This is a genomic window from Shewanella sp. DAU305 (assembly GCF_026802235.1).
Lineage (GTDB): Bacteria > Pseudomonadota > Gammaproteobacteria > Enterobacterales > Shewanellaceae > Shewanella > Shewanella baltica.
The window spans coordinates 1,713,147-1,737,204 of record NZ_CP113808.1 but is presented as its reverse complement, the minus strand read 5'-3'; the positions used below and the strand labels follow the sequence as shown (position 1 = coordinate 1,737,204).

The 24,058-nt window shown below is 40.9% G+C and carries 21 protein-coding genes; 4 read left to right on the top strand and 17 right to left on the bottom strand.

Features of this window, described 5'->3' with window-relative positions; translation table 11 throughout:
- Positions 1-52: 52 nt before the first annotated feature.
- From OX890_RS07520 to OX890_RS07510, 3 genes are all read right to left on the bottom strand, one after another.
- On the bottom strand, positions 53-739 hold the full coding sequence (locus OX890_RS07520; protein ID WP_006084992.1) for a SapC family protein: 687 nt from the start codon (positions 737-739) through the stop codon (positions 53-55).
- Between the two features lie 42 nt (positions 740-781).
- Positions 782-2,305: a tryptophan halogenase family protein gene (locus OX890_RS07515; RefSeq protein ID WP_126491365.1), complete on the bottom strand. Its 1,524-nt coding sequence runs from the start codon at positions 2,303-2,305 to the stop codon at positions 782-784.
- A gap of 138 nt (positions 2,306-2,443) precedes the next feature.
- On the bottom strand, positions 2,444-5,068 hold the full coding sequence (locus OX890_RS07510) for a TonB-dependent receptor (protein WP_126493466.1): 2,625 nt from the start codon (positions 5,066-5,068) through the stop codon (positions 2,444-2,446).
- Positions 5,069-5,496: 428 nt separating this feature from the next.
- On the opposite strand from OX890_RS07510, the gene OX890_RS07505 reads away from it, so the two are divergent.
- Positions 5,497-6,513 (top strand): LacI family DNA-binding transcriptional regulator, encoded by a 1,017-nt coding sequence (locus tag OX890_RS07505; protein WP_006084989.1) that lies wholly within the window; start codon positions 5,497-5,499, stop codon positions 6,511-6,513.
- A gap of 48 nt (positions 6,514-6,561) precedes the next feature.
- Here the strand turns inward: OX890_RS07505 and OX890_RS07500 are convergent, their stop codons facing one another.
- Entirely contained in the window at positions 6,562-7,851 is a 1,290-nt protein-coding gene (locus OX890_RS07500; protein WP_006084988.1) for an NAD(P)/FAD-dependent oxidoreductase, read from the bottom strand.
- Positions 7,852-8,037: 186 nt separating this feature from the next.
- Positions 8,038-8,376: a nitrogen regulatory protein P-II gene (glnB, locus tag OX890_RS07495; protein ID WP_012088533.1), complete on the bottom strand. Its 339-nt coding sequence runs from the start codon at positions 8,374-8,376 to the stop codon at positions 8,038-8,040.
- 241 nt (positions 8,377-8,617) lie between these two features.
- Here glnB and OX890_RS07490 point away from each other — a divergent pair, with 241 nt between their 5' ends.
- Positions 8,618-9,130, top strand: coding sequence for a GspH/FimT family pseudopilin (locus OX890_RS07490; protein ID WP_126491364.1), 513 nt, complete (start codon positions 8,618-8,620; stop codon positions 9,128-9,130).
- A 124-nt stretch (positions 9,131-9,254) separates the two neighbouring features.
- Complete coding sequence (locus OX890_RS07485; RefSeq protein WP_126491363.1) at positions 9,255-9,755, top strand: GspH/FimT family pseudopilin; 501 nt, start codon at positions 9,255-9,257, stop codon at positions 9,753-9,755.
- Positions 9,756-9,777: 22 nt separating this feature from the next.
- Here OX890_RS07485 and OX890_RS07480 read toward each other — a convergent pair whose 3' ends face one another.
- The 12 genes from OX890_RS07480 to murJ form a co-directional block, all read right to left on the bottom strand.
- Positions 9,778-10,074, bottom strand: a complete 297-nt coding sequence (locus tag OX890_RS07480) for a TapY2 family type IVa secretion system protein (RefSeq protein WP_268650359.1) — start codon at positions 10,072-10,074, stop codon at positions 9,778-9,780.
- Positions 10,071-10,466 (bottom strand): type IV pilin protein, encoded by a 396-nt coding sequence (locus OX890_RS07475; protein WP_126491361.1) that lies wholly within the window; start codon positions 10,464-10,466, stop codon positions 10,071-10,073. The genes OX890_RS07480 and OX890_RS07475 overlap by 4 nt, the downstream gene beginning before the upstream one ends.
- A gap of 13 nt (positions 10,467-10,479) precedes the next feature.
- Positions 10,480-14,001 (bottom strand): pilus assembly protein, encoded by a 3,522-nt coding sequence (locus OX890_RS07470; RefSeq protein WP_126491360.1) that lies wholly within the window; start codon positions 13,999-14,001, stop codon positions 10,480-10,482.
- Between the two features lie 2 nt (positions 14,002-14,003).
- Positions 14,004-14,441, bottom strand: coding sequence for a pilus assembly PilX family protein (locus OX890_RS07465; protein ID WP_126493464.1), 438 nt, complete (start codon positions 14,439-14,441; stop codon positions 14,004-14,006).
- A gap of 26 nt (positions 14,442-14,467) precedes the next feature.
- On the bottom strand, positions 14,468-15,445 hold the full coding sequence (locus OX890_RS07460) for a PilW family protein (protein WP_126491359.1): 978 nt from the start codon (positions 15,443-15,445) through the stop codon (positions 14,468-14,470).
- On the bottom strand, positions 15,446-16,009 hold the full coding sequence (gene pilV / locus OX890_RS07455; RefSeq protein ID WP_172599560.1) for a type IV pilus modification protein PilV: 564 nt from the start codon (positions 16,007-16,009) through the stop codon (positions 15,446-15,448).
- A gap of 185 nt (positions 16,010-16,194) precedes the next feature.
- Positions 16,195-17,124: a 4-hydroxy-3-methylbut-2-enyl diphosphate reductase gene (gene ispH, locus OX890_RS07450; protein WP_170927454.1), complete on the bottom strand. Its 930-nt coding sequence runs from the start codon at positions 17,122-17,124 to the stop codon at positions 16,195-16,197.
- Positions 17,125-17,152: 28 nt separating this feature from the next.
- The gene (gene fkpB / locus OX890_RS07445) at positions 17,153-17,575 is read right to left on the bottom strand and encodes an FKBP-type peptidyl-prolyl cis-trans isomerase (RefSeq protein WP_006080638.1); all 423 of its coding nucleotides are present in this window, start codon (positions 17,573-17,575) and stop codon (positions 17,153-17,155) included.
- Positions 17,572-18,087 carry a signal peptidase II gene (gene lspA / locus OX890_RS07440; RefSeq protein ID WP_126491358.1) on the bottom strand — a complete coding sequence of 172 codons (516 nt, stop codon included), beginning with the start codon at positions 18,085-18,087 and terminating at the stop codon, positions 17,572-17,574. Before lspA ends, fkpB begins: the two co-directional genes overlap by 4 nt.
- Before the next feature lie 9 nt (positions 18,088-18,096).
- Positions 18,097-20,919 carry an isoleucine--tRNA ligase gene (gene ileS, locus OX890_RS07435; RefSeq protein ID WP_268650358.1) on the bottom strand — a complete coding sequence of 941 codons (2,823 nt, stop codon included), beginning with the start codon at positions 20,917-20,919 and terminating at the stop codon, positions 18,097-18,099.
- A gap of 32 nt (positions 20,920-20,951) precedes the next feature.
- Positions 20,952-21,887, bottom strand: coding sequence for a bifunctional riboflavin kinase/FAD synthetase (gene ribF, locus OX890_RS07430; protein ID WP_012088524.1), 936 nt, complete (start codon positions 21,885-21,887; stop codon positions 20,952-20,954).
- A gap of 65 nt (positions 21,888-21,952) precedes the next feature.
- Complete coding sequence (gene murJ / locus OX890_RS07425; RefSeq protein ID WP_063883429.1) at positions 21,953-23,512, bottom strand: murein biosynthesis integral membrane protein MurJ; 1,560 nt, start codon at positions 23,510-23,512, stop codon at positions 21,953-21,955.
- Positions 23,513-23,764: 252 nt separating this feature from the next.
- Between murJ and rpsT the strand changes: the two genes are divergently transcribed.
- Entirely contained in the window at positions 23,765-24,031 is a 267-nt protein-coding gene (rpsT, locus tag OX890_RS07420; RefSeq protein ID WP_006080633.1) for a 30S ribosomal protein S20, read from the top strand.
- Positions 24,032-24,058: the final 27 nt, after the last annotated feature.

The window sequence follows — 24,058 nt, the reverse complement described above, 5'->3', positions numbered from 1 at the left end:
TAAATCGCATAGTTTGATGCCACCAATACAGCATGGCACCATTCTTTAAATGTTATTTTTCCATGACTAAATCAATTAAACTAAGAGAACAAAGATGCGCATAAATCACAGAGTAGAATCCACGTTTTGCAAAATCTAACATGACTACTTCTTCTAGCTCATGCATTTTTTGTTCATCAACGGTATAAATACCATTAATATTAGTCTTAGTTCCATCCTGAGCATTTACAGTTAATGTTCTAGGCTGTAATAGATCATGCTGTATTAAAATACTAATAAAATTTCTTGTCATTTCCTGATAATTAGCCTGAAGACTAGCTAACTCTAGTTGTGTATTGAGATACGCGGTGTTATCGCCATCAGTTGTAAACAAAGAATTATCACCGATTTCGGACACCGACGAATTATTTAGATCAATTCCAATAATTATTTTATTATCAGTATAGCTCGCACCGAAAGGATACAATTGAACTTGAATAGGTAAATAACGCGATATCCATCTACCATTTATCATTAATTTGTTCGAGTTTTCTTTTAAAGATGTAATAGCTACAGGTAAGAATTCACCTGTTTGAGCATTTTTGGTAAATATAATGGGAAAACTAGTCGCTGCTGACATGAACTCTTGAACCTGAAGAGGCAACATGTGCATGTTTTCAAAAACTTTATAGTCAACAATATTGTTTACTTTTAAGTGTCTATGAATAGAATTATTCAAAGGGACATAATGTGTTGTCATCTTTTTTTTCCTTGTTAATGTTTTTATGCAATTCATAAAAATCTATATGGATTGCAATCCGTAGAGACGGATTTTATCAAGTAGTTCTCTATGTTCTGGCAACTCACTTATCATTTTACTTTTTAACAACTTCATCTTAGCCAAATGTTGAACAACGCGTTTATCAACTTCCGCATTGCTATAAATTGGGCGAGTAAAATACTTCATACCATAAAGTACATATAAATAATTTTCTCTGTTGAACACTTCAAACTTTGAAGGAAAATCCTCTGCGATTGGAATAAAATTCCGCCACATTTTAAGACGTTGTTTTAAGCCCTCAGGGATTGTTTTATCAGAACGATTATCGCGCCAGAAAGCTGAGTCAGATCTGTCAGATAAGCAATAGTGCAACTTAGCAAATTCGACGACTCTCTCCCACGCTTGAGAAACTGTTTCATTAAAACGCTTAGCAAGATAATCAATATCATCTTTATCAGAAGGAAATCGTTCTGCAAGAAATCGCGCAGAAAAGTCCGTGAGTAAAATAGATGTTGCTTCTATCGGTTCTAAAAAACCTTGCGCTAAACCTAATGCGACGCAATTTTTTACCCAAAACTGTTGACGATAGCCAACTTTCATTGGGATTTTTCGAGGTGTAAGCTCTGCAAGTTTACCACCTAAGTACTGGTCAAATTTATCTTCAGCTTCAGTATTACTCATATGATCATTTGAGTAGACGAATCCAGTTCCGCGCCTTTGTGTAAGGGAGATATCCCAAATCCATCCCGCCTTATGGGCAGTAGCAATAGTAAATGGAGGAATTTTTTCGAAATTCTGTGTGGGCACTTGAGTAACTAACGCTGTATTAACGAAGAGTTGTTGTGACTTATCGATAAATGGTACATCAAACCTTTTTGCTAACAAAATAGATTCGAAACCACTGCAATCAATGTAAAAGTCAAAAGTTAGCTCGCCTTTGTCTGTCAACAGTGAGTGAATTGAACCATCTATACCAAATGAAACATCATTCACAGTTGCGTGAACATGTTCAACGTTAAAGCGTTCAGTCGCATTCTTAGCTAATAGCATGGCAAACTTAGCGGCATTAAGGTGGTAAGCATAACCCGTAACTCCACTATACTCTGGAGTTGTTATGAGTTTTGGAGCCTTATTTTCTTCACAAACGGCATGCTGTGACGAGACTAAATCTGCAAAGTGCTCCTTAGGATTAATTAACCAATATGGTGTTAAATCCTCACCAAATAGACTCGGCATATCAAAAAGGTGATGATAAAAATTATTGTTACCGTGTTTAGTTCTATCTAACCAATTTACAAATTTTATTGACTGTTTAAAAGTTACATCACAAGAATTTATAAATTCTGATTCACTTATTCCAAAACTAGATAATGATTTACGAATCGAGGGGACAGTCCCCTCACCTACACCAATAATAGGGATAGCAGGTGATTCGATGAGTGTAATAGATAACTCTGGATTATCCTTTAAAACTCGCCCTATGTGATTAGCGGCTAACCAACCAGATGTCCCACCACCAACAATCGCTATCGTTTTTATTGTCATAGCATGATTCCAAAATTAAGCATGGATATATAATTTGATCTCTTACATCACGAAAATTAACACATTTAATTTAATATTTTATAGAAAATAATAAAAAGCCTAGCAAATGCTAGGCTCTTATCAATCACAACATCTACATTAGAAGCGTAATGCTACACCCAGTTTATAACGGGCTTCACCATCGAAGCTCCATACTGGATAGTTATCTTTAAATTCACTGATAACACCTTCAGCATCTACAGGTGATACACCTTTTTGTATGCTATCTTCTTCAAGCAAGTTAACCACTTCAAAAGTTAACGACAGATAATCTGTTAGATTATAGCTCGCACTTAAATCTAAGGTACCATACGCTTGATGTTCACGGTTACCATAGAACCCTGGTAATTCACGCATCATGTATTCAGAACGCCAGTTATAAGCTACGCGAGCAGAAAAATCATCCATTTCGTAGTAACCAACTAAGTTTACAGTATGTTTGGATGAGTCAGAGAATACTCCAACACGATCTGCATAATTTTCAGCTGGTGATGAAGCGTCTGCAAATGTGTAGTTAACAGAGTAACCTAAACCACTATCGAATGAATCTTGTAACTGAAGCTCGATACCGTCAATTGAACCACCGTTAGCGTTATAATTCTCACTCACTGTCCAACAATCGTAAATACCTGCACCACATGTACTACCGCCGGCAGCAATTAAGTTAGGATCTTCAATACCGATTTGTTGATTCAGTTTTTCTCTTGTAGAGATGAATGAACTCACATCTTTAATAAAATATGTTGCAGCAAATAAACCTTCACCACTGAAGTACCACTCCAAGCTTACATCCGCTTGTGAAGCTTTAAAAGGCTGTAAATTCACGCTACCTGTGACTTTCTTCTCATTGCCAGGAGTACCGTCATTGAAACCTGGTAACTTAGACGTAGCGAATAAATCAGCATAATTTGGACGTGAAATAACTTGAGCGGCAGAGGCTCTTAAAATTAAATCACTGGCAAGGTCAAATGCAATATTCACGCTTGGTAACACATCGTTATAACTGGCTTTATCAGTACTTAAGCCATCTGCGTAAGTACCTGTTTTACTAAATGCATAATAATCAGACTCAACATCAGTAGAAACATATCTTAAGCCAAAGTTACCGCGCACACCTTCACCAGCAAATGTAGCCATAGTATAGAGTGCTAAGTTCTTTTCTTGCAGAGTGCCATATCCAGACTTATCAAGAGTAAAACCATCAATAGCTGCATAAGCATCATTAATCATGTTATCAAAAATTGGTTTTGGTAACGTGAAGCCAGCACCTGATGACATAGTGCCAGAATAATAAGCCGAAGCATCTTTTGCCACTATATTGGATGATTTGGCAGCTTCTGTCGTCTGTGTAACATCATGATCAGCATAGCTAATCCCTGACTTAAATGATGTGATAGCGCCTAGTTCAACAGGAATGGTAATGTCAAATGTCGCAAATGACTCTTCATCTGTATTAGGTTGTTTTTTGAGCGCCCAACCCGCTGTTTCTAATTGCCCATTGAAATCTGAAGCATCAAATGAGTTATTAGCAATGTTGATTCCAATTACATCACCAGTAGCATCATAAGTACCCGCGAAATCTTCAGGCTTACCAATAGACTGACCATAGTTTGAAGTTATATCGGTACCGCCTTCAGCTTTAGTTTTACCGATACGCCCTTCTAATTTATAAGCATCTGCTTGATATGCAAAATCTAAATCAATAGTGTCAGATGACATGCTAGCTTTACGTGCCCAAGTTTGAGCCCAAGCAAAACCGCCTTTACCTGTGTGTTCAACTAATGTACAAACACCTGCAGCATTTTTCTTAAGGCAAGTATTTTCACCTTGTTGAGTAGGGAATAAGAAAATTGAAGTGTTAGCATTGTTTGCATCAAGTTGAAGGCTCATCAAATTCAAACCAAACTCAAGATTGTCAGTTGGTCTGTATTGGAATGCAGCATTTACAGCTGTTCGTTCACGATCTTGCTGGAATGTGGTCGGAACGATCTCTCCCCAACCAAGCAAAGACTCAATACCATTACGTTGATATTGAGTTTTATCCAAAGAACCTGCAACTAAGAAACCAAATTTTTCATCTTCCGTTTTCCAGCTATAAAGTCCTGAGGTTTGCGGGTCTATCTCTTCAGATACAGTGCCATAGTCCCCCTTAGCACTTAAGAATACTGAATTAGCATCTAAGTCTAATGGTTTGCGTGTTTTAACAATTACAGTACCGCCAATACCACCTTCAGCAATATCTGCTTGAGATGATTTAAATACTTGAATACCACCAACCATTTCTGGTGGTAATAAGCTGTAATTGAAACTACGGTCAATTGCTTGTTGGTCGAACCAACCCGTTGAAGCCACAGAATGACCATTTAGCAGAGTACTGGTTAATTGGCTAGAAGCACCACGGATCGATACTTGCTGACCTTGACCAAACTGACGGTTTACTGCGACACCAGGAATACGACCTAATGACTCACCCACGTCTCCATCAGGAAACTTACCAATATCTTCAGCAGTAACAGCATCTACTACAGCATCAGAAAAACGTTTATCGTTAACTGATGCCTTCATTGATGCTCTCATACCGCGAACTTCAATTTTTTCAATATTTTCTGGTGCTGCGGTGGTTGCCGCGGCATCTGCAGCGACAGCGCTGATGGATACAGCACTGCCGAGTAGGATAGCAATATTTGTTGCTAGTACAGTTTTCTTAAAGATTGATGGTCGCATCTCGTTTCCCTTCCATAACTTTATTATCATTTTAGTATTCATAACCATTCCCTGCGGAATGACAACGCTGTCATGTCTAGTGCAAACATTACACAATAATTAACAGCCTTGCCACAACAAAATAACGATGGAAGCAAAAAAATGTCATAAAGCAGAATTTTGAATCAGTAATTTTATTAAAAATCATTATAAAACATGAGCTTTAATATTATGACGTAAATTTACAACTCCAAGCATAATTGTAACAACGATAAATTAACGCCAATTTGTAACAATTCAGGATTGCTAAGCACATCAAAAGCTCGCACTATAAGACGCATAAGTAAGAAAATACTGATAAAAATGTAAGCTTGTAAATTGCTGGTAAAGAATTTACGTTCATAGAACAGTTAACCCTTCGCGACCTTAGACAAAGAGTTTTTACATCAATGAAAGTCACTATCAACGACGTAGCTAAATATGCTGGAGTGTCTATCAAGACAGTATCCCGTGTCACCAATAACGAACCTTCAGTAAAGCAGGCCACAGTTGACAAAGTGAACGAGGCGATAAAAGCGCTTAACTACCAACCGAATTTAGCGGCGAGAAACCTCGCGGGTACTAAATCCTATGCTATTGGTTTTATTTACGATAATCCAAACGCTTACTACATTATTGATATGCAAAATGGGATCTTGGCAGCCTGTAAAGACAAGGGCTATGAACTTGTCATCCATCCTTGCAATGCCAAATCAGAGACCATTTGTGATGAGCTTACTGCACTAGTCAAATATTCTAGGCTAGCGGGATTAGTACTGACGCCTCCCTTGTCAGAAGATCCGAAAGTACTCAAAGCGCTTACTGAGATTGATGCTAACTATGTGCGCATTATTGCAGGTGAAAAGGACAACGATCAGAATGGATTGACTATTTTAGTCAACGATAAATTTGGTGCAGTTGAAATCACCCAGCATCTGATTGACTTAGGCCACAAGCATATTGCGTTTTTAAGTGGGGATTTACACCATGAATCCACTAAAGAACGGTTACTTGGTTTTAAACAAGCATTAACAATAAATGGCCTGAAACTGAATGAAAACTACATAATTGAAGGGAAGTACTCATTTGAGTCTGGTGTTGACGGTGCGAATAAGCTTATTAAACTAAAACATCGTCCGACTGCGATTGTGGCTTGTAATGATGAAATTGCCGCTGGAGCACTTTTTGCTGCTCGTTTAGCGGGTTTAGATATCCCAGTAGACTTATCGATTGTCGGTTTCGAAGATAGCCCATTCTCACGTCAAACCTGGCCTAAACTCACCACAGTACATCAGCCAAACGCAGAAATAGCGCAAGTCGCAACGGAATTATTAATAGCAAAACGTCGCGAGCAGGATGCGATATATTCTAAGACCTTTACACCTGAACCTATCATTCGTGACTCGTCAGCAATTCCTAAACAATAAAAAAAGAGAGCATATTTGCTCTCTTTTTTGCCCTACATTACATAGAAATCAATGTAATTTGAGCTTTGGACGCTGCCACCTCAATAACTTTTGTGCCACTCGATACACTATTGCCGAAAACCAACCATAAAGGCTGGCTAAATGCCTCTGATACAAAGAGATATACATCAATCTTGCAATATGCCCTTCGACAAAGAAAGTGCCAGAGCGTAGGTTCCCCATCAAATTACCTACCGCAGAGAAGCGGCTTAAAGACACTAATGAACCGTAATCTTTGTAAACAAAGGCCTTTTCAGGCTTACCTTGTAATCGATTAACGATATTATCAAACAAAGTATCAGCCATCTGTGCCGCAGCTTGCGCCCTTGGTGGAACAGGCTGACCAGAACTTTGGATCAATAGAGCGCAATCGCCAAGGGCGTAAATATCTTGATGGCCCTTGACTCGCATGCAGTCATCAACTTCAACCTGATTTCGCGGCGTAATGGGCAATTTTGTAAAGTTCTGAAACGCTTTTGGCCCTTTTACACCTGCCGCCCAGACTTTTAAGCCCGCTTTAATCACATCCCCATCTTGGGTAATAAAACCATCACGAGTCACTTCTTTAACTTGAACACCGATATGTAAACGTATACCTATCTTATCAAGAACTGCCTGCGCCCTAGCGCTCACACGCTCAGGTAATTGGGGGAGAATTTTGGGTGATGCTTCAATCAAATGCACATCAAGATGATGTGTAGCAATATTCAGATAGCCATACTCTTTAACGGATTCAATCACATGATGAAGTTCTGCCGCCAATTCAACACCGGTCGCACCAGCACCAACAATGCCAATACTGACTCTTTCTTGTGTTTCGTTTAATTGGAGTAATGCGTCGAGTAATTTATGGTGGAATAGGTTGGCATTTTCGAGGCTATCTAAGAAGATGCAGTGTTCATCAGCTCCTAATGTATTGAAACTATTAGAAACACCACCAAGAGCAAGGACTAAAAAATCATAATCGATTTGTCGCTGCTCTAAGAGTAACTCGCCTTCGTCATTATAGACGGCGGCTAACTGAATCGATTTAGCATCAGGGTCGCACTGCTCTATCTCACCGCGAATATAGCGGTAACCATTTTTAAGCCCATGATCGCGGTAGAGTAAACCTTCAATAGATTGATCGATCACGCCAACAGCAACTTCGTGTAATTTAGGCTTCCAAATATGAATAGGACTTCGGTCAATTAAGCACACATCGACGACATCACTACCGCCCCATTTACGGCCCAACTTAGATGCAAGTGCTAAACCAGCTGCACCACCGCCCACGATCACTATTCTTTTTGTAGCCAAAATGACAACCTCATAAAACTCATTTGCGAGGCTCAGTTATACCATGTTACAGATAAGAGATAACTACATTAGTTCAGTAAAACTGACGATTTTGCATTAAAGATATTTCAGAAACTCAGCCGTACTTCCATCAGCTTAGCCAACAAAAAAGGGCAACTAAGCCCTTTAGAATCGTTCTTAAGCAGCTTATACCGCTTCTTCGTTTTCTTCACCGGTACGGATACGAATCACTCGCTCGACATCAGTAACAAAAATTTTACCATCGCCTATCTTTCCTGTGCGGGCAGTTTCAACGATCACATCAATTGCTTGGTCGAGCAGATCGTCCTGGATCACTAACTCTATTTTCACTTTTGGCAGAAAATCCACCATGTATTCAGCACCACGATAGAGCTCTGTATGCCCTTTCTGGCGACCAAAGCCCTTGACTTCAGAAACCGTCATACCTGTAATGCCAATCTCAGCAAGGGATTCTCTTACGTCGTCTAATTTAAATGGCTTAATAATGGCTTCAACTTTTTTCATTAAAAATTCCTCATCCCTTGCAATAACATAAACAAACAGAATAACACTAGCTTACACGGGGTTAGGTCAACATTGAAGTGAATGTAGTGCTTTACTCATAAAACACAGTTTCTACAAAATCGCTTTTAGCACATAAAAGTCTAAAAAAAGCACTATAACTATAGCGCCAGACTTTATACTTACATTCTAGCCAAAACTAACTCGCTCGCGGGATGCAAGCGCAAAATAACAGGGATTTGTTATGAACACTCATCAAAAAGGCTTTAGCCTGATAGAACTTATCATTTCACTTGCCGTCTTAACCATCTTGCTTACAGGAGGAGTACCATCCTTAACTGATGTTTATACCCAATATAGAGCAGATAGCAGCATACGTATTATCCAACAAACGCTACAATTTGCACGTAATCAAGCAATCACCCTTAACAGAACAGTGACAGCATGTGCTGTTATCGATGAAAAATGCGTACAAAATTGGCAAGTTGGACTAACAGTATTCATTGACACTAACAATAATAGCCAACTAGATGACAGCGATAAAATACTCTATATGACAAATGCTTTTGATTCAAAAGACACAGTTAAATACAATCGTACGTCGATTCGATTTCGGCCTGACGGACTAGCATCAGGTACAAATGGAACACTCAAATATTGCCCCTCATCAGCCACAAGCCCTTATTCAAAAGCTGTTATTGTTAATCAAGCTGGACGTATACGTTTTTCTGCAGAAAACAACATAAGATGTAGTTAGCCAGAACAATGAATTACCCATTATCAAGCTAAATATTATATTTAGATGTTATATTCTATTGATTTATGCTGAAAGAAATACGATTCTCACTTATACTTTATAAAATATAAGTGAGGATAGAATTATGCATAGTAAAAAACGAGCCTTTACCTTAGTTGAATTAATGATTACGATTGTAATTTCAGCTTTACTATTAACTATTGGAATTCCTTCACTCATATCTATGTATGAAGGCTTTAGAGCAAATAGTAATATTGAAAAAATACATGACATTATGGCTTTTGCACGAAATCAAGCGATAAACTATGGTACAACAGTTAATGTCTGTCCATTTGCTAACGTGTCGTCATGTGGAGAAAACTGGAATAATGGTATTAGAATCTATATTGGCGCCACTAAAAATTTACGGTCTATAGACAGCTTTAATGCTAATGACAATGTTAAAGGACCCAAAATTATAGTCAATAATAAAAATGGCGAACATATAACATTCTCTCCAGATGGCCTTTCCTCCGGAGGCACTTTTATTTACTGTCCGGCAGGGAAATCTTCCAGTTCTCGCAGTGTTAATATATCAACATCAGGGCTTATTAAATATAGCAATGACAAGGTGGGATGCACATAAATTTAATTATCCTTTTTGAATACTACCTCAGTGTCTGCAGGTCTAATTCCCTTGCTGCAATTAAAACAAACTCCTTATCCATTGTGACACACTCATTAACCGATTTAACAAAATACTTCCTACTCATTCGATCTGTTAATTGTGTTGCAGGCAATGCTGCCATATGTCGACCTACATCTTTATCCTTCCATTTAAAAAATACGATGTACTCATTGCCATATGAGGATTTAATATAACACTTATAATCTTGAGTACTTTCAGCAGCACTACAATTAAACCCAATTAATGCTGCAAAAACACCATATCTTAACTTATTCATTTCCAACACTCCTCTGAAGGCCCTTTAATTCCATCACTAGTCAATGTAATAGTTGGACAGACTGTTGCATCTCGAGATGCTTGTACACCTACTGCCGTTGCAGTAACTGTTGTCGTTATTGTACCGGATGAAGATACACTGTAGTGTCCATGTTCCGTAATAAAGGGATTTTTATCTAATCCTAATTTAGTCATATCGGTTGTATATGTTCGATGATCTAAATAATACTGTTCTTGCAAATTAGCAACTCGCATAACGGCAGCTACGCCCTCAGAACGTGCACTTTTAATGACATACTGCGTATAAGAAGGATAAGCAACAGAAGCTAGAATCCCTATAATAACAACCGTAATCATTAGCTCTATTAACGTAAAACCTTTATTTTCTTTCATACTCTCATCTACATTAATTATCATCTATATGGTAATAAATTTTATTGACCCCTAATCCTGAGCCTACATTTATTGTTCCGCTATATTCACCATCATCTCGCTTTTCACCTTTTCCAACACCAATGATATAAATATATGGATCTTTTCCTGATTCAGGAGTGGGAATAACTATCTGCGGTGTATCCGGAACTCGCTCACCTAACTCATAATACACACTGGAGAGTGTACGAGTGCCTTTATGCAAATCAAAAACGTAAAGTCGCCCCAAACCAGAAACAGTACATACTGTGTCTGATACTGACTGAGATGGAGGAACAAATGAAGTAAAATAAACCTTTCCGTCAACGATTAAACTGGCCGTTAGACTTTTTTCCCCCGCGGTTGGATAATCATAATACCATCCAAGCTTCTTACCAAATTCTATATTTTCAGCCTCAGTTTTCGGAGGTGCTGAAGTTACATTATATAAATTATTTAACGTAATCGCAGCAGGTACAGCTGAATTACCACTACCACCATAACTCTTAGTGATGACATTACGGTCCTGAAGAATATAGTACATATCTTCAGTAGATTTAGATAAGGGTGTAGGCCGATTTCCACTACCTATGGCAATAGCGTCGTAAGGCACATTTTGATAATTTTTAGTCACGGTCTTAGAACCACTGACGGGATCCACAACAGACACCTCAGCAATATTGTTAAATGTAGTTTGAGCAACCACTGGTTCTGCAAAAAAACGTCTATCCGCGGCTAAATCTCCACCTAATGAAGCAAATTTATAGGCAGTCCAAGTCTTCTCATCCTTACTAGGTAAATCCATACGCCAAACATTACCACCAGTATCAGTAGCATAAATTCGGTCAGTAACACCATCATTATTACTATCTAATACCGCAACTGCATTAGGTATACTATCAATGATTCCAGGTAATACGGTAACATTAGTGCCTGACGAAGGGCCAAATGTATGTAATAAAGTCCCTAATTTAGCATCAACAATATAAACATTTCTTCCTGAAGGAGCATTAGAAGGGGTTGAATCGTAGCTAACATCGTATCCACCACCAAAAATAAGTACAGGTGTACTATGCCCGGGAATGAAGGTAATAATCGGTTCTGCCCAAGTTTGTCCTAGTTCAGAAAAGCCCGATGTATCAGGATTTATGGTCCACATTAAGCTAGGGGTATCTGGAGACGTTACATTTAAGGCATAATACGAAGAGCCACCCCGCCTCATACCAGCAAAAACCCAAACATCACTTGGTTTATTACCATCGACACCACTTTTTACATAAGCGACCGGAGATGCATCCATACCATATACGTAATGACCTCCAGGTAAGTTTTCACGTAATATTGGTACGTTTGGTAGTAGTTCATAGGGAATAAATGCCCATGTTTCATCAACACTCACTCCTGAGTCTTTAAACATATGCAAGAACCCATGGTTAGTTCCTAAAAGAACTCTAATATCTGGGACTTCGCTCGTTCCAAAGTTAATTGCTAATGGTTTGGAGTGTAATGGATCTCCCATAATATCTTTACGATTGTCTGTGGTGCTGTTATCTCCATCCTCATCGTCCACATCGACACCCAATAGCCATTTGAATGTTGAATCAAGATCGGTTTCATCAATACTCATATAAGCAGCTAAATCAGCATTACTGCCATTGGCGGCATTAGCGATTGTAAGCTCCTCGAGTCCATTACCAATGCCGGTATTACTCAATACCTTTCTTTTAGTAAGCCCTTCCAGCATTTGTGCCACGCCACCGATTTCTACTTGATTACCATCGGTACCGCCACTGCAATTAGTCCAAAACGTACATGCTTCTTTCTTAATATTACCATTGTCACCAATGGCGATACTTTTTTTGGCATCTATCAATGTTCCGCTAGAATTCACTTTTAACTTTTTAAGATTACCAGTCCAGCGTGGACCTTTACCAGGTAAAAACATCGCATAATATGCTGAATCAAAAGTCTGAGTACGATCAAAGTTATTACTCGCGATACTGGGTGAGGTAAAACTTGAATCAATCTCTAAAATTGAGCTCAATGCATCCGATAATGCATTCGTTAACTGTAAGCTATCTTGCGCCGCAAAATATTTCCCTCCACCACGCTTAGCCGTCTCAATCAACAAAGGTGCAGCATCATCGGCACCTGAGCTAAAACCAATAGTAAAAGTTCTCACATTTTGTAGTGGATTATCGCCATTATCATCATTTTTATTAACCAAATCATTATGGTACATATAACTCGCTAACGCAGGAAGATAATTACTTTCGTACTGACCACCAGCGTTTTTAGCTGATACTGCTGTATAATCCCCCAGTTTATTAGCCTTAGCAGTAATACTCACTATTGAAGTATTTGCAGTATTATCATAATTTGGCGCACCATCGGTTATATAAATAACATACGCCATATCAGTACAGATTTTAAGCGGAGACATATAGTCTGAACCAGACTCAACACTTACATCCCAACTAGGACTATTATTATCCTCATGACCAAATTTTATCGCCCCACCAGATAAGTATCGATATGCCTCAAATAATGTCTCACATAATGGTGTGTTTGTTTCGGGATTTAATAGATTTATTTTTGTGAGTATATTGTTTCTCGCAGCAATCCCAGGAGTCGTCCCCGGACTCATATCTCGAATACCCGACACGATTCGTCCACCATCTTTTCCGTAAGAGTTATAATTAGTGTTGAATACTGCCAAGCCAAAATCAACTGAGGGTGTAGTTTTAATCACATCCGAAATCGCTTTTTTTGCAATATCAATACGTTTCTTTGAAACGATTGGAATAGCGCCATCCTTAAGTTTTTTATACCATAATAGATAGTTTTTAGAGTAAAGAGTTACTGAGTCTAATGTTCTTATATCTGTACTTTTAGCTGTATTTATAGCAGCCGCCCAACCATTCTCTGATGGGCTAGAGACATGTGTATATCTATCATTTTTAGTACCGTCCTTTGGAAAACCTAACGTACCGTAATCGCTCGAGTTTATCGGGTCTTCTGCAGTTATATCTTCCAAGCAATCTACATATCTTTTCGTTGTTAAACTTTCGTTGGTTCTAAGTTTATTCCAACTCCAACTTTTAGATTTATAGTACTCACCTACACGCCCTTTAAAAAAACCAATATCAGACAAAGGCGCCCAACTTTGGTGACAACCATTATATTTACTATAAAAACTCTGATTTGACTTTAATAAAGACTCAAGATTAGCACTAGAACTCGTTGAGAAATAAATAACATCACTTATACCAGTACCAGAATAATCGGTTGATGGGTTATAGTCAGAATCATAGTCAGCAGGGGGAATAAAATCAGGGTCAGGGACATTCTCCTTAGTGTCCATACTGCCAGAGTTATCAAATATAATCAGTACCTTAGGGCGTGCACCGGCATCCGTGGCAGTTTCAAATACATAGAGTTCAGTGTCATCGCCATGTGATTGACTTGATATACCAATCAAAACGAATACAAAGATGAAGGTTAATATTTTCAACATTTTCAGCTCCCAGTAAGCACTTCTTGCTCAATACCTGCAACAACTTCTAATTGGCCTAAGTTCTCTCTACCAAATGTTCTAGCACTTTCTACTTCAAGCCGACGACAGCTAATTAAATTGGCGCCATTTGCTTTACTATTACGTTGGCAACTGACATCTTTTACCGTCCCATCCCATGGCATTGGAACTAAACGTTGTTTCCCACCAAGCAAACTATCTGGTTGAGAAACAGCCATATTGGCAAATGCTTCACCTTTATATTTACTAATGACACTATCTAGCGCACCGTTAGCGATTGCTATCGCCTCTATTCGTTCTGCACCAGCTCCAGCCATTCGCAACGACTGTGTGGAGTTTACTGCTAAAGCGACGCCAATCAAGGTCATAATAATCAACACTATCAAGGCAAAAAATAGCACGACCCCTCTTTGATTTTTCATTGATTTTTTTTTCATTGTTGCCTCAACTAATTACGGATTAGTAATGGATTTTCCAATACCACCGTTGTTGACATCACCTTGCGTCGAAAATGATCCTTAAATGCATCAATTTCCTTATCACCTAATTGGTAGGTCGCTTCATTGGTAAAAGTGCTATCGGCTTTAATTGCTCGAACCAGTACATACACTTTAATGGCAACTAACCGTTGAAATCCTTCGTTATCCCACATTAATGATGTAACACCTGAGGCAGGTATAAAACTGTCAGGCGTACCGTCCCCATCATTATCAAAACCGTATAAAAAACGAATATTTTCAATCCCTTCAACTAGTTGCTCATCATTATTCATACCTAAATTAGTCAGCGTTTTTCGATTTAACATAGGAATACTATTAGCTTCATCGATATAATAAACATGATGCTGATACTCCCAGACTCGAGCATTAGGAAGTACGGCCGAAGGAGCCGCTGAATTAAAAAATATGGCTTGACTCGATGTTGAAGCAACGTAATACCCTGTTGCGCTAGCTACAGCTGTCGGGCCAATTAATCGTTTTAGCTGAAGCACATCGGTGTCCGATTTCACACCAGACAAACATGCTAGTGAAGTAGCACTATTACTTGTACTTGTATAACCCCATAACAATCTAAAATGTGCAGGTTGATCATTGGGCAAAGTGGCATTATTCAATCCTGCTCCAATACAATCCATCCCAGAAATTGCCGTATCAACAGTCGTATTACTGCCAAGAATAAAATCAGTACCTGTCATATCCCCCATAAAACCGAGCTGAGTGATGTCTCGCTCCATAATCGCTAATGCAATTCGACCATTTTCTTGTAACTGATTAAGCTGACTGGTCGTTGTGACATTAGATGAAGACATATTAAACATAGTGAATACACCAGCAGTTAAAAATAGGCCAATAACCATAGCAACCATTAGTTCAACAAGTGACATACCCACTTGAAAGTATTTTAGGTTAACAACTGACTTTTTCATCTACATAATCACTGTTTGGATTGAATAAACGCGTCGCCGAGTACTTGCCGTACCACAATTACCACCCGCATCTGATGTACTACTGATACCTTTCCACGCTAAAGACACTGTAACTACATTACCAGCCACAATTACGCACCCTGTCGGAGTGTCTAATCCACCAACAGCCTTTCCATCAACTTTCTCTGACTCACCAAAAATTGCTTGTTTCCACTCGTATTTATCAGCTAATACCAGTTGACTAGGCGTACATAAATTAGCACCTTTACAATTAGGGGTAGGTGAAGAAGTGACACTAGAATATGTATCAGCATATAGACTCATCTGGGTACGATTTAATTTAATTCGATTTATCATATCATTTGCCAAGTAAGAGGCTTGTGTTTCTTGGAAAGACTCGAAGCTGCCACGCTTTGCAACGATATGCAGATTAAAAATACCAATTAAGCCAATGACTAAGATCACCAATGCAACAAGCACCTCAATTAATGAGAAGCCTCGTTGAAAGTCTTTTTGTGTCAATCGTTCGAATTTAGCCATATTTTTGACAAGTTTTTCAGCCATTTACCCTTTAAAAACCTTAGTCTTACGACAAAAAATTACCAACAGTTAATAATAGATGAGTAAAATGTAAGTAGCCAGTAACAATAGCATATAAGCATTGACATCATTATGCCTTGAATGAATTTGAAGCAATAAAAAAGAGGCTTATCGCCTCTTTTTTATAAATAACTTAACATCACATAGATTTAGCGCAGTTCGGCAGGTACCGCAAAGACAGTGTCTTCCTTACGGCCTTCGACTTCAGTTACCACACTAGGGGCGAGTTTTGCAATCGCTTGGACAACTTGTTGAACTAAGACCTCAGGTGCAGAAGCGCCTGCGGTAACAGCAACACGCGAAACATTATCGAACCAGCTTGATTCAACATCGTCAGCAGTATCCACCAGATAAGACTGGGTTCCGGTCTTCAATGCGAGCTCGCGTAACCGATTAGAGTTAGAGCTGTTTTTTGAACCAACAACAATCAACAAATCCACATCTGCAGACAGATTACGTACCGCATCTTGACGATTCTGTGTTGCATAACAGATATCGTCCTTGCGAGGTCCTTCAATTGAAGGAAACCTTTTTTGCAACGCGGCAATAATGTCTAACGTATCATCGACAGATAAAGTTGTTTGGGTCACGAAGCAGAGATTGTTAGGATCGCGAACTTCGAGAGCATCCACATCGGCAGGCGATTCAATCAGATAAACGCCGCCGTTAGGATTATCATACTGACCCATAGTGCCTTCGACTTCAGGGTGCCCCTCGTGGCCAATCAAGATACATTCAATACCTTTACGGCTTGCACGCGTCACTTGAAGGTGCACTTTGGTCACTAAGGGACAAGTCGCATCGAAAACTCTCAACCCTCGAGCCTTAGCTTCTTGTCTCACCGCTTGAGATACACCATGGGCACTGAAGATAACAATGTTGTTATCCGGCACTTGATCTAACTCTTCGACAAAAACCGCACCGCGATCCTTCAGATTCTGCACGACATAGCGATTATGTACGACTTCATGGCGAACATAGATAGGCGGTGAAAACAATTCCAACGCCCGTTCTACAATACTGATAGCACGATCAACACCCGCACAAAAACCACGCGGGTTCGCGAGCATAATATTCAAACTTGGGCTGGTAGGATCGAGTTTCATCTTAAAGTACCTTTACAACGTCCAGTTCAAAAGTGATCTTGTGCCCTGCCAGAGGATGATTCAGATCGACTGTGATGGAATCACCCGCTACATCACGGACAATACCCGGGATTTCACTGCCACCAGGGCCAGCAAAACTGACAATCACGCCAGCTTCTAAACTCATGTCTGCCGGAAAACGGCTTCTGTCTAGATAGTGAATAGCATCAGGATTTGATTCACCAAAGGCATCAATCGCTTCAAGGGTAAAACTGTGTTTATCACCTTCAGCAAGCGTTGCCAATTGCGCCTCAAATGCAGGACTTAACGTACCATCACCCACATTTAATCGAGCTGGTTTACCCGAAGCTTTAGTGCTGTCTGCGGTTGAACCATCAGAAAGCACAATATTCATATGGCATAGTAAAGATCGCGTCACAGTCACTTTTTAACCCCTTCGGCGCTATCTGTTTCAGATTTACCGCTTAAAAATGCATCCCAAATGATCAACACAGCACCAATACAAATCGCCGAATCGGCGATATTGAAAGCTGGATAGTGGCTCTTAGCCCAAAATAAATCGATAAAATCAACCACAAAACCGTGCATTAATCTGTCGACCAAATTGCCTAGGGCGCCACCAATCACTAAGGTGTAAGCCAGATTCAGTTTCAACAACGAAGCGGATTGCTTACGCAACCACACAGTCAGTAAAGTACTGAATCCAACTGCAACAATCGTAAATAACCAACGCTGCCAACCACCGGCATCACTTAAAAAACTAAAGGCGGCCCCGTAGTTGCGTACATAAGTGAAATTAAAGAAAGGCAATAAATTCAGCGATTCATGTAAATCAAAATTGGCTAAGACCCATTGTTTAGATAGCTGATCGGCAAAAAACACCAATACAGCTACCCAATACCAACGTAAGCCACTGTCTTTCCAAGTTAATGGCATACAGATCCTTTACGCAAACAGGCGAACTTCGCCGTCGCCTTCAATGTTTGTTACGCAGCGAGTACAGAGTGTTGGGTGGGCCTCAATCGTGCCGACCTCTTCTCTGTGGTGCCAACAACGCTCACATTTCTCAGCAGTGCTTGAAGCAACCACTAATTTCAGTGACGCAAGCTCAGTTTCAACCGCTTCCAATGTCGCGTCCGCTAAAGGCAAGACTTTGGCTTCAGAGGTCAATAACACAAATCTTAGCTCATCGCCGATATGGGTTAATTGTTCAGTCAACGCTGCATCAGCAAACAAGGTCACTTCCGCTTCTAATGAACCACCGATACGTTTGTCACGGCGAGCTTGTTCAATCACTTTATTGACTTCGTTACGCACGATCAGCAGTTGCTGCCAATAGTCGTCGCTCAAATCCGTCGCTAAGGTGACTGATTTCAAGCCTTGATACCATTCTTGAGTAAAGACATAAGTATCACGCTCGCCAGGCAATAGTTGCCATACTTCGTCAGCTGTGAAGCTTAGAATTGGCGCAATCCAACGCACCATGGCCTCAGAGATCAAATACAACGCAGATTGACAGCTACGACGCGCATGACCTTCTTGCTTAGCCGTGTATTGGCGATCTTTGATGATATCCAGATAGAAACTGCCTAACTCAACCGAGCAGAACTGCATCAGTTTTTGAGTCACGATATGGAAGTTATATTGCTCATAGGCCTCAATAATTTCCTGTTGCAGCGCAGCAGCGCGGCGCACAACCCAACGATCTAACGCCACCATATCTTCAACAGCGACTAAATCCTTAGCAGGATCGAAACCATTTAAGTTGGCTAATAGGAAACGGGCAGTGTTACGAATACGACGATAAGCATCGGCGCTGCGATTTAAGATTTCGTCAGAAACCGTCATCTCGCCGCTATAGTCAGTTGCAGCAACCCATAAACGCAGAATGTCGGCGCCTAATTTGTTGGTTACCGTTTGTGGCGCAATCACGTTACCGATAGATTTTGACATCTTGCGGCCTTTACCATCGACGGTAAAACCGTGAGTTAGCACTTGCTTATACGGAGCTTTGCCATTCATTGCGGTTGAGATCATCAAAGATGACATAAACCAGCCGCGATGTTGGTCGCTACCTTCAAGATACAAGTCAACGCCGTGTCCGTGGAATTCAGGACGAGCCGCGACCACTGACGAGAAGGTTGAACCCGAGTCAAACCAAACGTCTAAGGTATCAGTTACTTTGCGGTATAGCTCTGCTTCGTCACCCAATAATTCGGCGGCATCGAGATCCCACCAAGCTTGGATGCCTTGCTGTTCAATACGGCTCGCTACGCGTTCCATTAGCGACACACTATCTGGGTGCAGCTCTTCGGTTTCACGATTCACAAACAGCGTGATAGGCACACCCCAAGTACGTTGGCGTGAGATACACCAGTCAGGGCGGTTTTCAACCATTTTTTCAATACGACTTTGGCCCCAATCAGGGATCCATTGGGTCTGTTCAATTTCTTTCAATGCTTGCGTACGTAGGCCATGGTTATCCATAGAGATGAACCACTGCGGCGTCGCACGGAAGATGATCGGTGTTTTGTGGCGCCAGCAATGTGGATAGCTATGACGATAAGCCACATGATTCAGCAAGGCGCTCTTTTCTCTCAGTAAAGCAACAACATTATCGTTGGCTTTAAAGACATGTTGTCCAGCAAAATACTCGGTATCAGGCTTGTATACACCGTTGTCGCCAACAGGGTTTGCCACTTCTAAACCGTATTTTTGACCAACCACAAAGTCGTCTTGACCATGACCAGGTGCAGTATGAACGATACCAGTACCCGCATCCGTCGTGACGTGATCGCCTAAAATTGCCGGAACATCAAAATCTAAGAATGGGTGATTAAAGCGGACAAGCTCAAACGCTGCGCCTTTGGCAGAGCCAAGCACAGTATGGCTTTCTACGTTATAGCGAGTCAGGCAAGATTCAGCTAATACTTCAGCTAAAATAAGCGCTTGCGTAACACCATCTTTTTCGAATTCAACTAAGCTGTAATCAAGCTCAGGGCTTAAAGACAAGGCACGGTTCGCAGGCAGAGTCCATGGCGTGGTAGTCCAAATCACCATAGAAACAGGATGTGAGTAATCGCTTACCCCAAACTTAGCCGCAACGTCTTTGCTGTCAGCAGCAACAAACGCTACATCGATAGCGGGTGATGTTTTGTCTTCGTATTCCACTTCAGCTTCAGCTAAGGCAGAACCACAGTCGGTACACCAATGCACTGGCTTAACGCCTTTATGCAAATGACCGCTCTCAATCACTTTCGATAAAGAACGCACGATATTAGCTTCGGTTGAAAAATCCATCGTCAGGTACGGATTTTGCCAGTCGCTCAATACGCCTAAACGGATAAAGTCTTCACGTTGACCGTTAACTTGCTCAGCTGCGTATTTACGGCATTCTTCGCGGAATTCTGCCGCAGAGATTTTTTGACCAGGCTTGCCGACTTTTTGCTCAACTTTCAGCTCGATAGGCAAACCGTGGCAATCCCAACCCGGCACATAAGGCGCATCAAAACCAGACATGGTTTTTGACTTAACAATAATATCCTTTAGGATTTTATTAACTGAGTGACCAATATGAATACTGCCATTCGCATACGGTGGGCCATCATGCAAAATGAAGGGAGTACGGCCAATTCGGCTATCACGGATCTGCTGATACAAACCGTCTTTTGTCCAGCGCTCTAACATCTCTGGCTCGCGATTTGCCAAATTACCACGCATCGGAAACTCTGTTTCCGGCAAATTCAAAGTAAATTTATAGTCGCTCATTGATCCTATACCGTTAATTAAACTGATAAATTTCAGCCTGCATCATTACCAAATAAAGCTCTGGCTTCATTTGCATCATTTAAAATCTGTTGTTTTAGCGCATCCAATGAGTCAAAAGGTTGCTCATCACGGAGTTTAGCCACCAACTCGACCTCAACATGTTTGCCGTAAATGTCACCTTCAAAATCAAAAAGATGCACCTCTAGCTGACACACTTGACCGTTCACTGTCGGACGGAACCCAATATTGGCTACGCCCTCATAAATATCGCTGTTATCCCAATAACATTTGACCGCAAACACACCGCGTACCGGTACAACATTGCGCTTTAAGGCGATATTGGCTGTGGGAAAACCAATGGTGCGGCCAATTTTTTGCCCATGCGCGACACGACCACTCAAGGTAAAAGGATGACCGAGCAAGCGTCTTGCTTGCTCAAGATTACCCTTAGCCAATTGTTCACGCACGGCGGTTGAGCTCACTCTTAGCGAGCCCAGCATAAAACTTTGGGTGCTGACCACAGTAAAGCCATATTGAATACCTGCCTGCACAAGCATCTCAAAATTGCCTTTACGGCCCTGACCAAAACAAAAATCATCGCCGACCACTAGGTATTTAACACCGAGTTTGCGGACCAACAATTCTTCAATAAAATGCTCAGCAGGTTGATTGGCAAAAGTGCGATTAAAGTTAACACACACTAACCGTTCAACCCCAAGTTCATCGAGCAACATGACTTTATCACGTAATAAACTTAAACGAGCTGGCGCATTGTCGCCGCTAAATAATTCCTGCGGCTGAGGTTCAAACGTCATCAAAGTAGATGGCAGCGATAACTGCTTTGCCTTCTGCACTAAGTTCGCAATCACTTGTGCATGACCACGATGGACGCCGTCAAAATTACCTATAGTCAATACACACCCGTGGTGGGATGACAAAATGTTATGTATACCGCGGATTAATTCCATAACTTTAGACAACTGCCAAGCGCAAATCGGCTGATTATATAACAGCTAGCGATGAGAATCAGCAATCAAACTCCCCGTTTAATTGACCAAGGACGAATTCCGAGCAAAAGCAGTCCCAACAAGTAACTGACTGCCCCCGCTAAAATCAAGCCTATCAAGGCTTTTGCACGCTCGAACAAATGCCAATCTAACCAAATTTGTTGCGAAGGTAAAAAGTAATACAAGACTACCACCATCAAGGCGGTAGAGACCACGGCTTTAGCAAAAAACACCATAGTCGGCCTAGAAACGCGATAAACGCCGGCTAAATGCAATCCTCGATAAAGTAAAGTGGCGTTGAGCAATGCTGACATTGAAGTCGCAATCGCCAGTCCAACATATCCAAAAGGAATAGCAAACAATAAGTTAAAGCCCATGTTGGTGATCATGGCGATAATGCCATAACGCACAGGGGTTTTGGTATCTTGGCGGGAGTAATAACCTGGAGCGAGTACTTTAATCAGCATAAAACTGAGTAAACCGCTACCGTAAGCCATCAAACTATATGAAGCCATTTCAACATCATGCATCGAAAAAGCGCCGCGCATAAATAACACCATCAGCATAGGTTTTGCGAGGATGATCAACCCCATCATGGCAGGAAGACCTAGCAGCAGAATCGCTTTAACTCCCCAATCCATCGTCAAGCCAAAGCCCGCACCTTCAGCATTGACATGGTTTCGCGACAACGCAGGCAAAATAACAGTACCAATCGCGATCCCAAACAATCCAAGGGGAAACTCCAATAAACGGTCGGCATAGTAGAGCCAGCTTATCGAGCCCGTCATCAAAAAACTGGCGATAAAGGTATCAAATAACAGGTTAATCTGTGAAACCGATACGCCAAATAGCGCAGGGATCATCAAGGTTCTGATTTTCACCACTCCAGGGTGATGCCAACCCCACGAGGGTTTAACGAGCGCTTTTTCACGCAACAAAAAAGGAATTTGAAATAAGAACTGGATTAATCCGCCACAAAAAACGCCCCAAGCAAGGGTGATTTCGGGTTGAGTCGATGTTGGCGCATAAAATATGGCCGCGGTAATAATCGCCACATTGAGGAATACAGGGGTAAACGCCGAAACCGCAAATCGGCCTCGGGTGTTTAAAATCGAGCCAGCCAGTGCGGTAAAGGTGATAAACCACAAATAAGGAAAAGTAATTTTAAGCACTACGGTGGCGAGTTCAAATTTAGCGCCGTCGGGCTCATTGTTAAGCCAAGCGATAAACCAACCACCGCCAAATAAGGCTGATAACACAGGCGAAGCCACCACGCCCACAAGCGTCACAATCGTCACCAACAAACCTAATGTGCCTGCGACTTTACTCAGCAGGTCACGTGTTTCTTCCGCGGTATGTTTCTCTTGATACTCAGTTAAAACCGGCACAAAGGCTTGTGCAAAAGCCCCTTCTGCAAACAAACGACGTAAAAAGTTAGGAATTTTATTGGCGAAGAAAAACACGTCTGCACTTGTCCCTGCCCCCATCAAGTTAGCAACGACGACGTCCCGAACAAGACCTAACACACGGGATATCAATGTCATAGCACTAACAATCAGACCAGATTTTAATAATTTTCTACTCAAACGTCCCCCAGACCCATATCGAATTGATTAGGTGATACATCTCAAAAAATCGATTCAGGCTCTGTCACACTGCGGTAATAGCTGCTAGAATTGCGCCACATATTACACGAGTTGGGTCGAAGATAGCCAAGGCAGGTTGGATTAATTTATCTTTATGATGAATATTCAATCATAGTCATTGACAAAGTGACTAAATGCAGGCATATTCCTCGGCCTTTAAAAGTATCAAATCCAGTTTTTAGGAGTTGCACCTTGGCTAATAGCAAGTCTGCAAAGAAGCGCGCGCTTCAATCTGAAAAGCGTCGTCAGCATAACGCCAGCCGTCGCTCAATGTTACGTACATACGTTAAAAAAGTAATCGCTGCAATTAAAGCAGGCGATCACAAAACAGCAGCAGAAGCTTTTGCTGTTGCACAACCAATCGTTGACCGTATGGCGACTAAAGGTCTTATTCACAAGAATAAAGCCGCTCGTCAAAAGGCTCGTTTGAACGCTAAGATCAAAGCAATCGCTGCTTAATCTATAAAATAGCAAATGAAAAAAACC

What these genes read in the sequence shown, in the direction of transcription:
- ribF (WP_012088524.1), bottom strand. Translation starts at nt 21,887, where the DNA reads ATGGAATTAATCCGCGGTATACATAACATTTTGTCATCCCACCACGGG.
- glnB (WP_012088533.1), bottom strand. Translation starts at nt 8,376, where the DNA reads ATGAAAAAAGTTGAAGCCATTATTAAGCCATTTAAATTAGACGACGTA.
- OX890_RS07480 (WP_268650359.1), bottom strand. Translation starts at nt 10,074, where the DNA reads ATGAATAAGTTAAGATATGGTGTTTTTGCAGCATTAATTGGGTTTAAT.
- OX890_RS07460 (WP_126491359.1), bottom strand. Translation starts at nt 15,445, where the DNA reads ATGAAAAAGTCAGTTGTTAACCTAAAATACTTTCAAGTGGGTATGTCA.
- OX890_RS07505 (WP_006084989.1), top strand. Translation starts at nt 5,497, where the DNA reads ATGAAAGTCACTATCAACGACGTAGCTAAATATGCTGGAGTGTCTATC.
- pilV (WP_172599560.1), bottom strand. Translation starts at nt 16,009, where the DNA reads ATGGCTGAAAAACTTGTCAAAAATATGGCTAAATTCGAACGATTGACA.
- OX890_RS07475 (WP_126491361.1), bottom strand. Translation starts at nt 10,466, where the DNA reads ATGAAAGAAAATAAAGGTTTTACGTTAATAGAGCTAATGATTACGGTT.
- OX890_RS07465 (WP_126493464.1), bottom strand. Translation starts at nt 14,441, where the DNA reads ATGAAAAATCAAAGAGGGGTCGTGCTATTTTTTGCCTTGATAGTGTTG.
- OX890_RS07490 (WP_126491364.1), top strand. Translation starts at nt 8,618, where the DNA reads ATGAACACTCATCAAAAAGGCTTTAGCCTGATAGAACTTATCATTTCA.
- OX890_RS07485 (WP_126491363.1), top strand. Translation starts at nt 9,255, where the DNA reads ATGCATAGTAAAAAACGAGCCTTTACCTTAGTTGAATTAATGATTACG.
- ileS (WP_268650358.1), bottom strand. Translation starts at nt 20,919, where the DNA reads ATGAGCGACTATAAATTTACTTTGAATTTGCCGGAAACAGAGTTTCCG.
- OX890_RS07515 (WP_126491365.1), bottom strand. Translation starts at nt 2,305, where the DNA reads ATGACAATAAAAACGATAGCGATTGTTGGTGGTGGGACATCTGGTTGG.
- OX890_RS07470 (WP_126491360.1), bottom strand. Translation starts at nt 14,001, where the DNA reads ATGTTGAAAATATTAACCTTCATCTTTGTATTCGTTTTGATTGGTATA.
- OX890_RS07510 (WP_126493466.1), bottom strand. Translation starts at nt 5,068, where the DNA reads ATGCGACCATCAATCTTTAAGAAAACTGTACTAGCAACAAATATTGCT.
- lspA (WP_126491358.1), bottom strand. Translation starts at nt 18,087, where the DNA reads ATGCCATTAACTTGGAAAGACAGTGGCTTACGTTGGTATTGGGTAGCT.
- OX890_RS07520 (WP_006084992.1), bottom strand. Translation starts at nt 739, where the DNA reads ATGACAACACATTATGTCCCTTTGAATAATTCTATTCATAGACACTTA.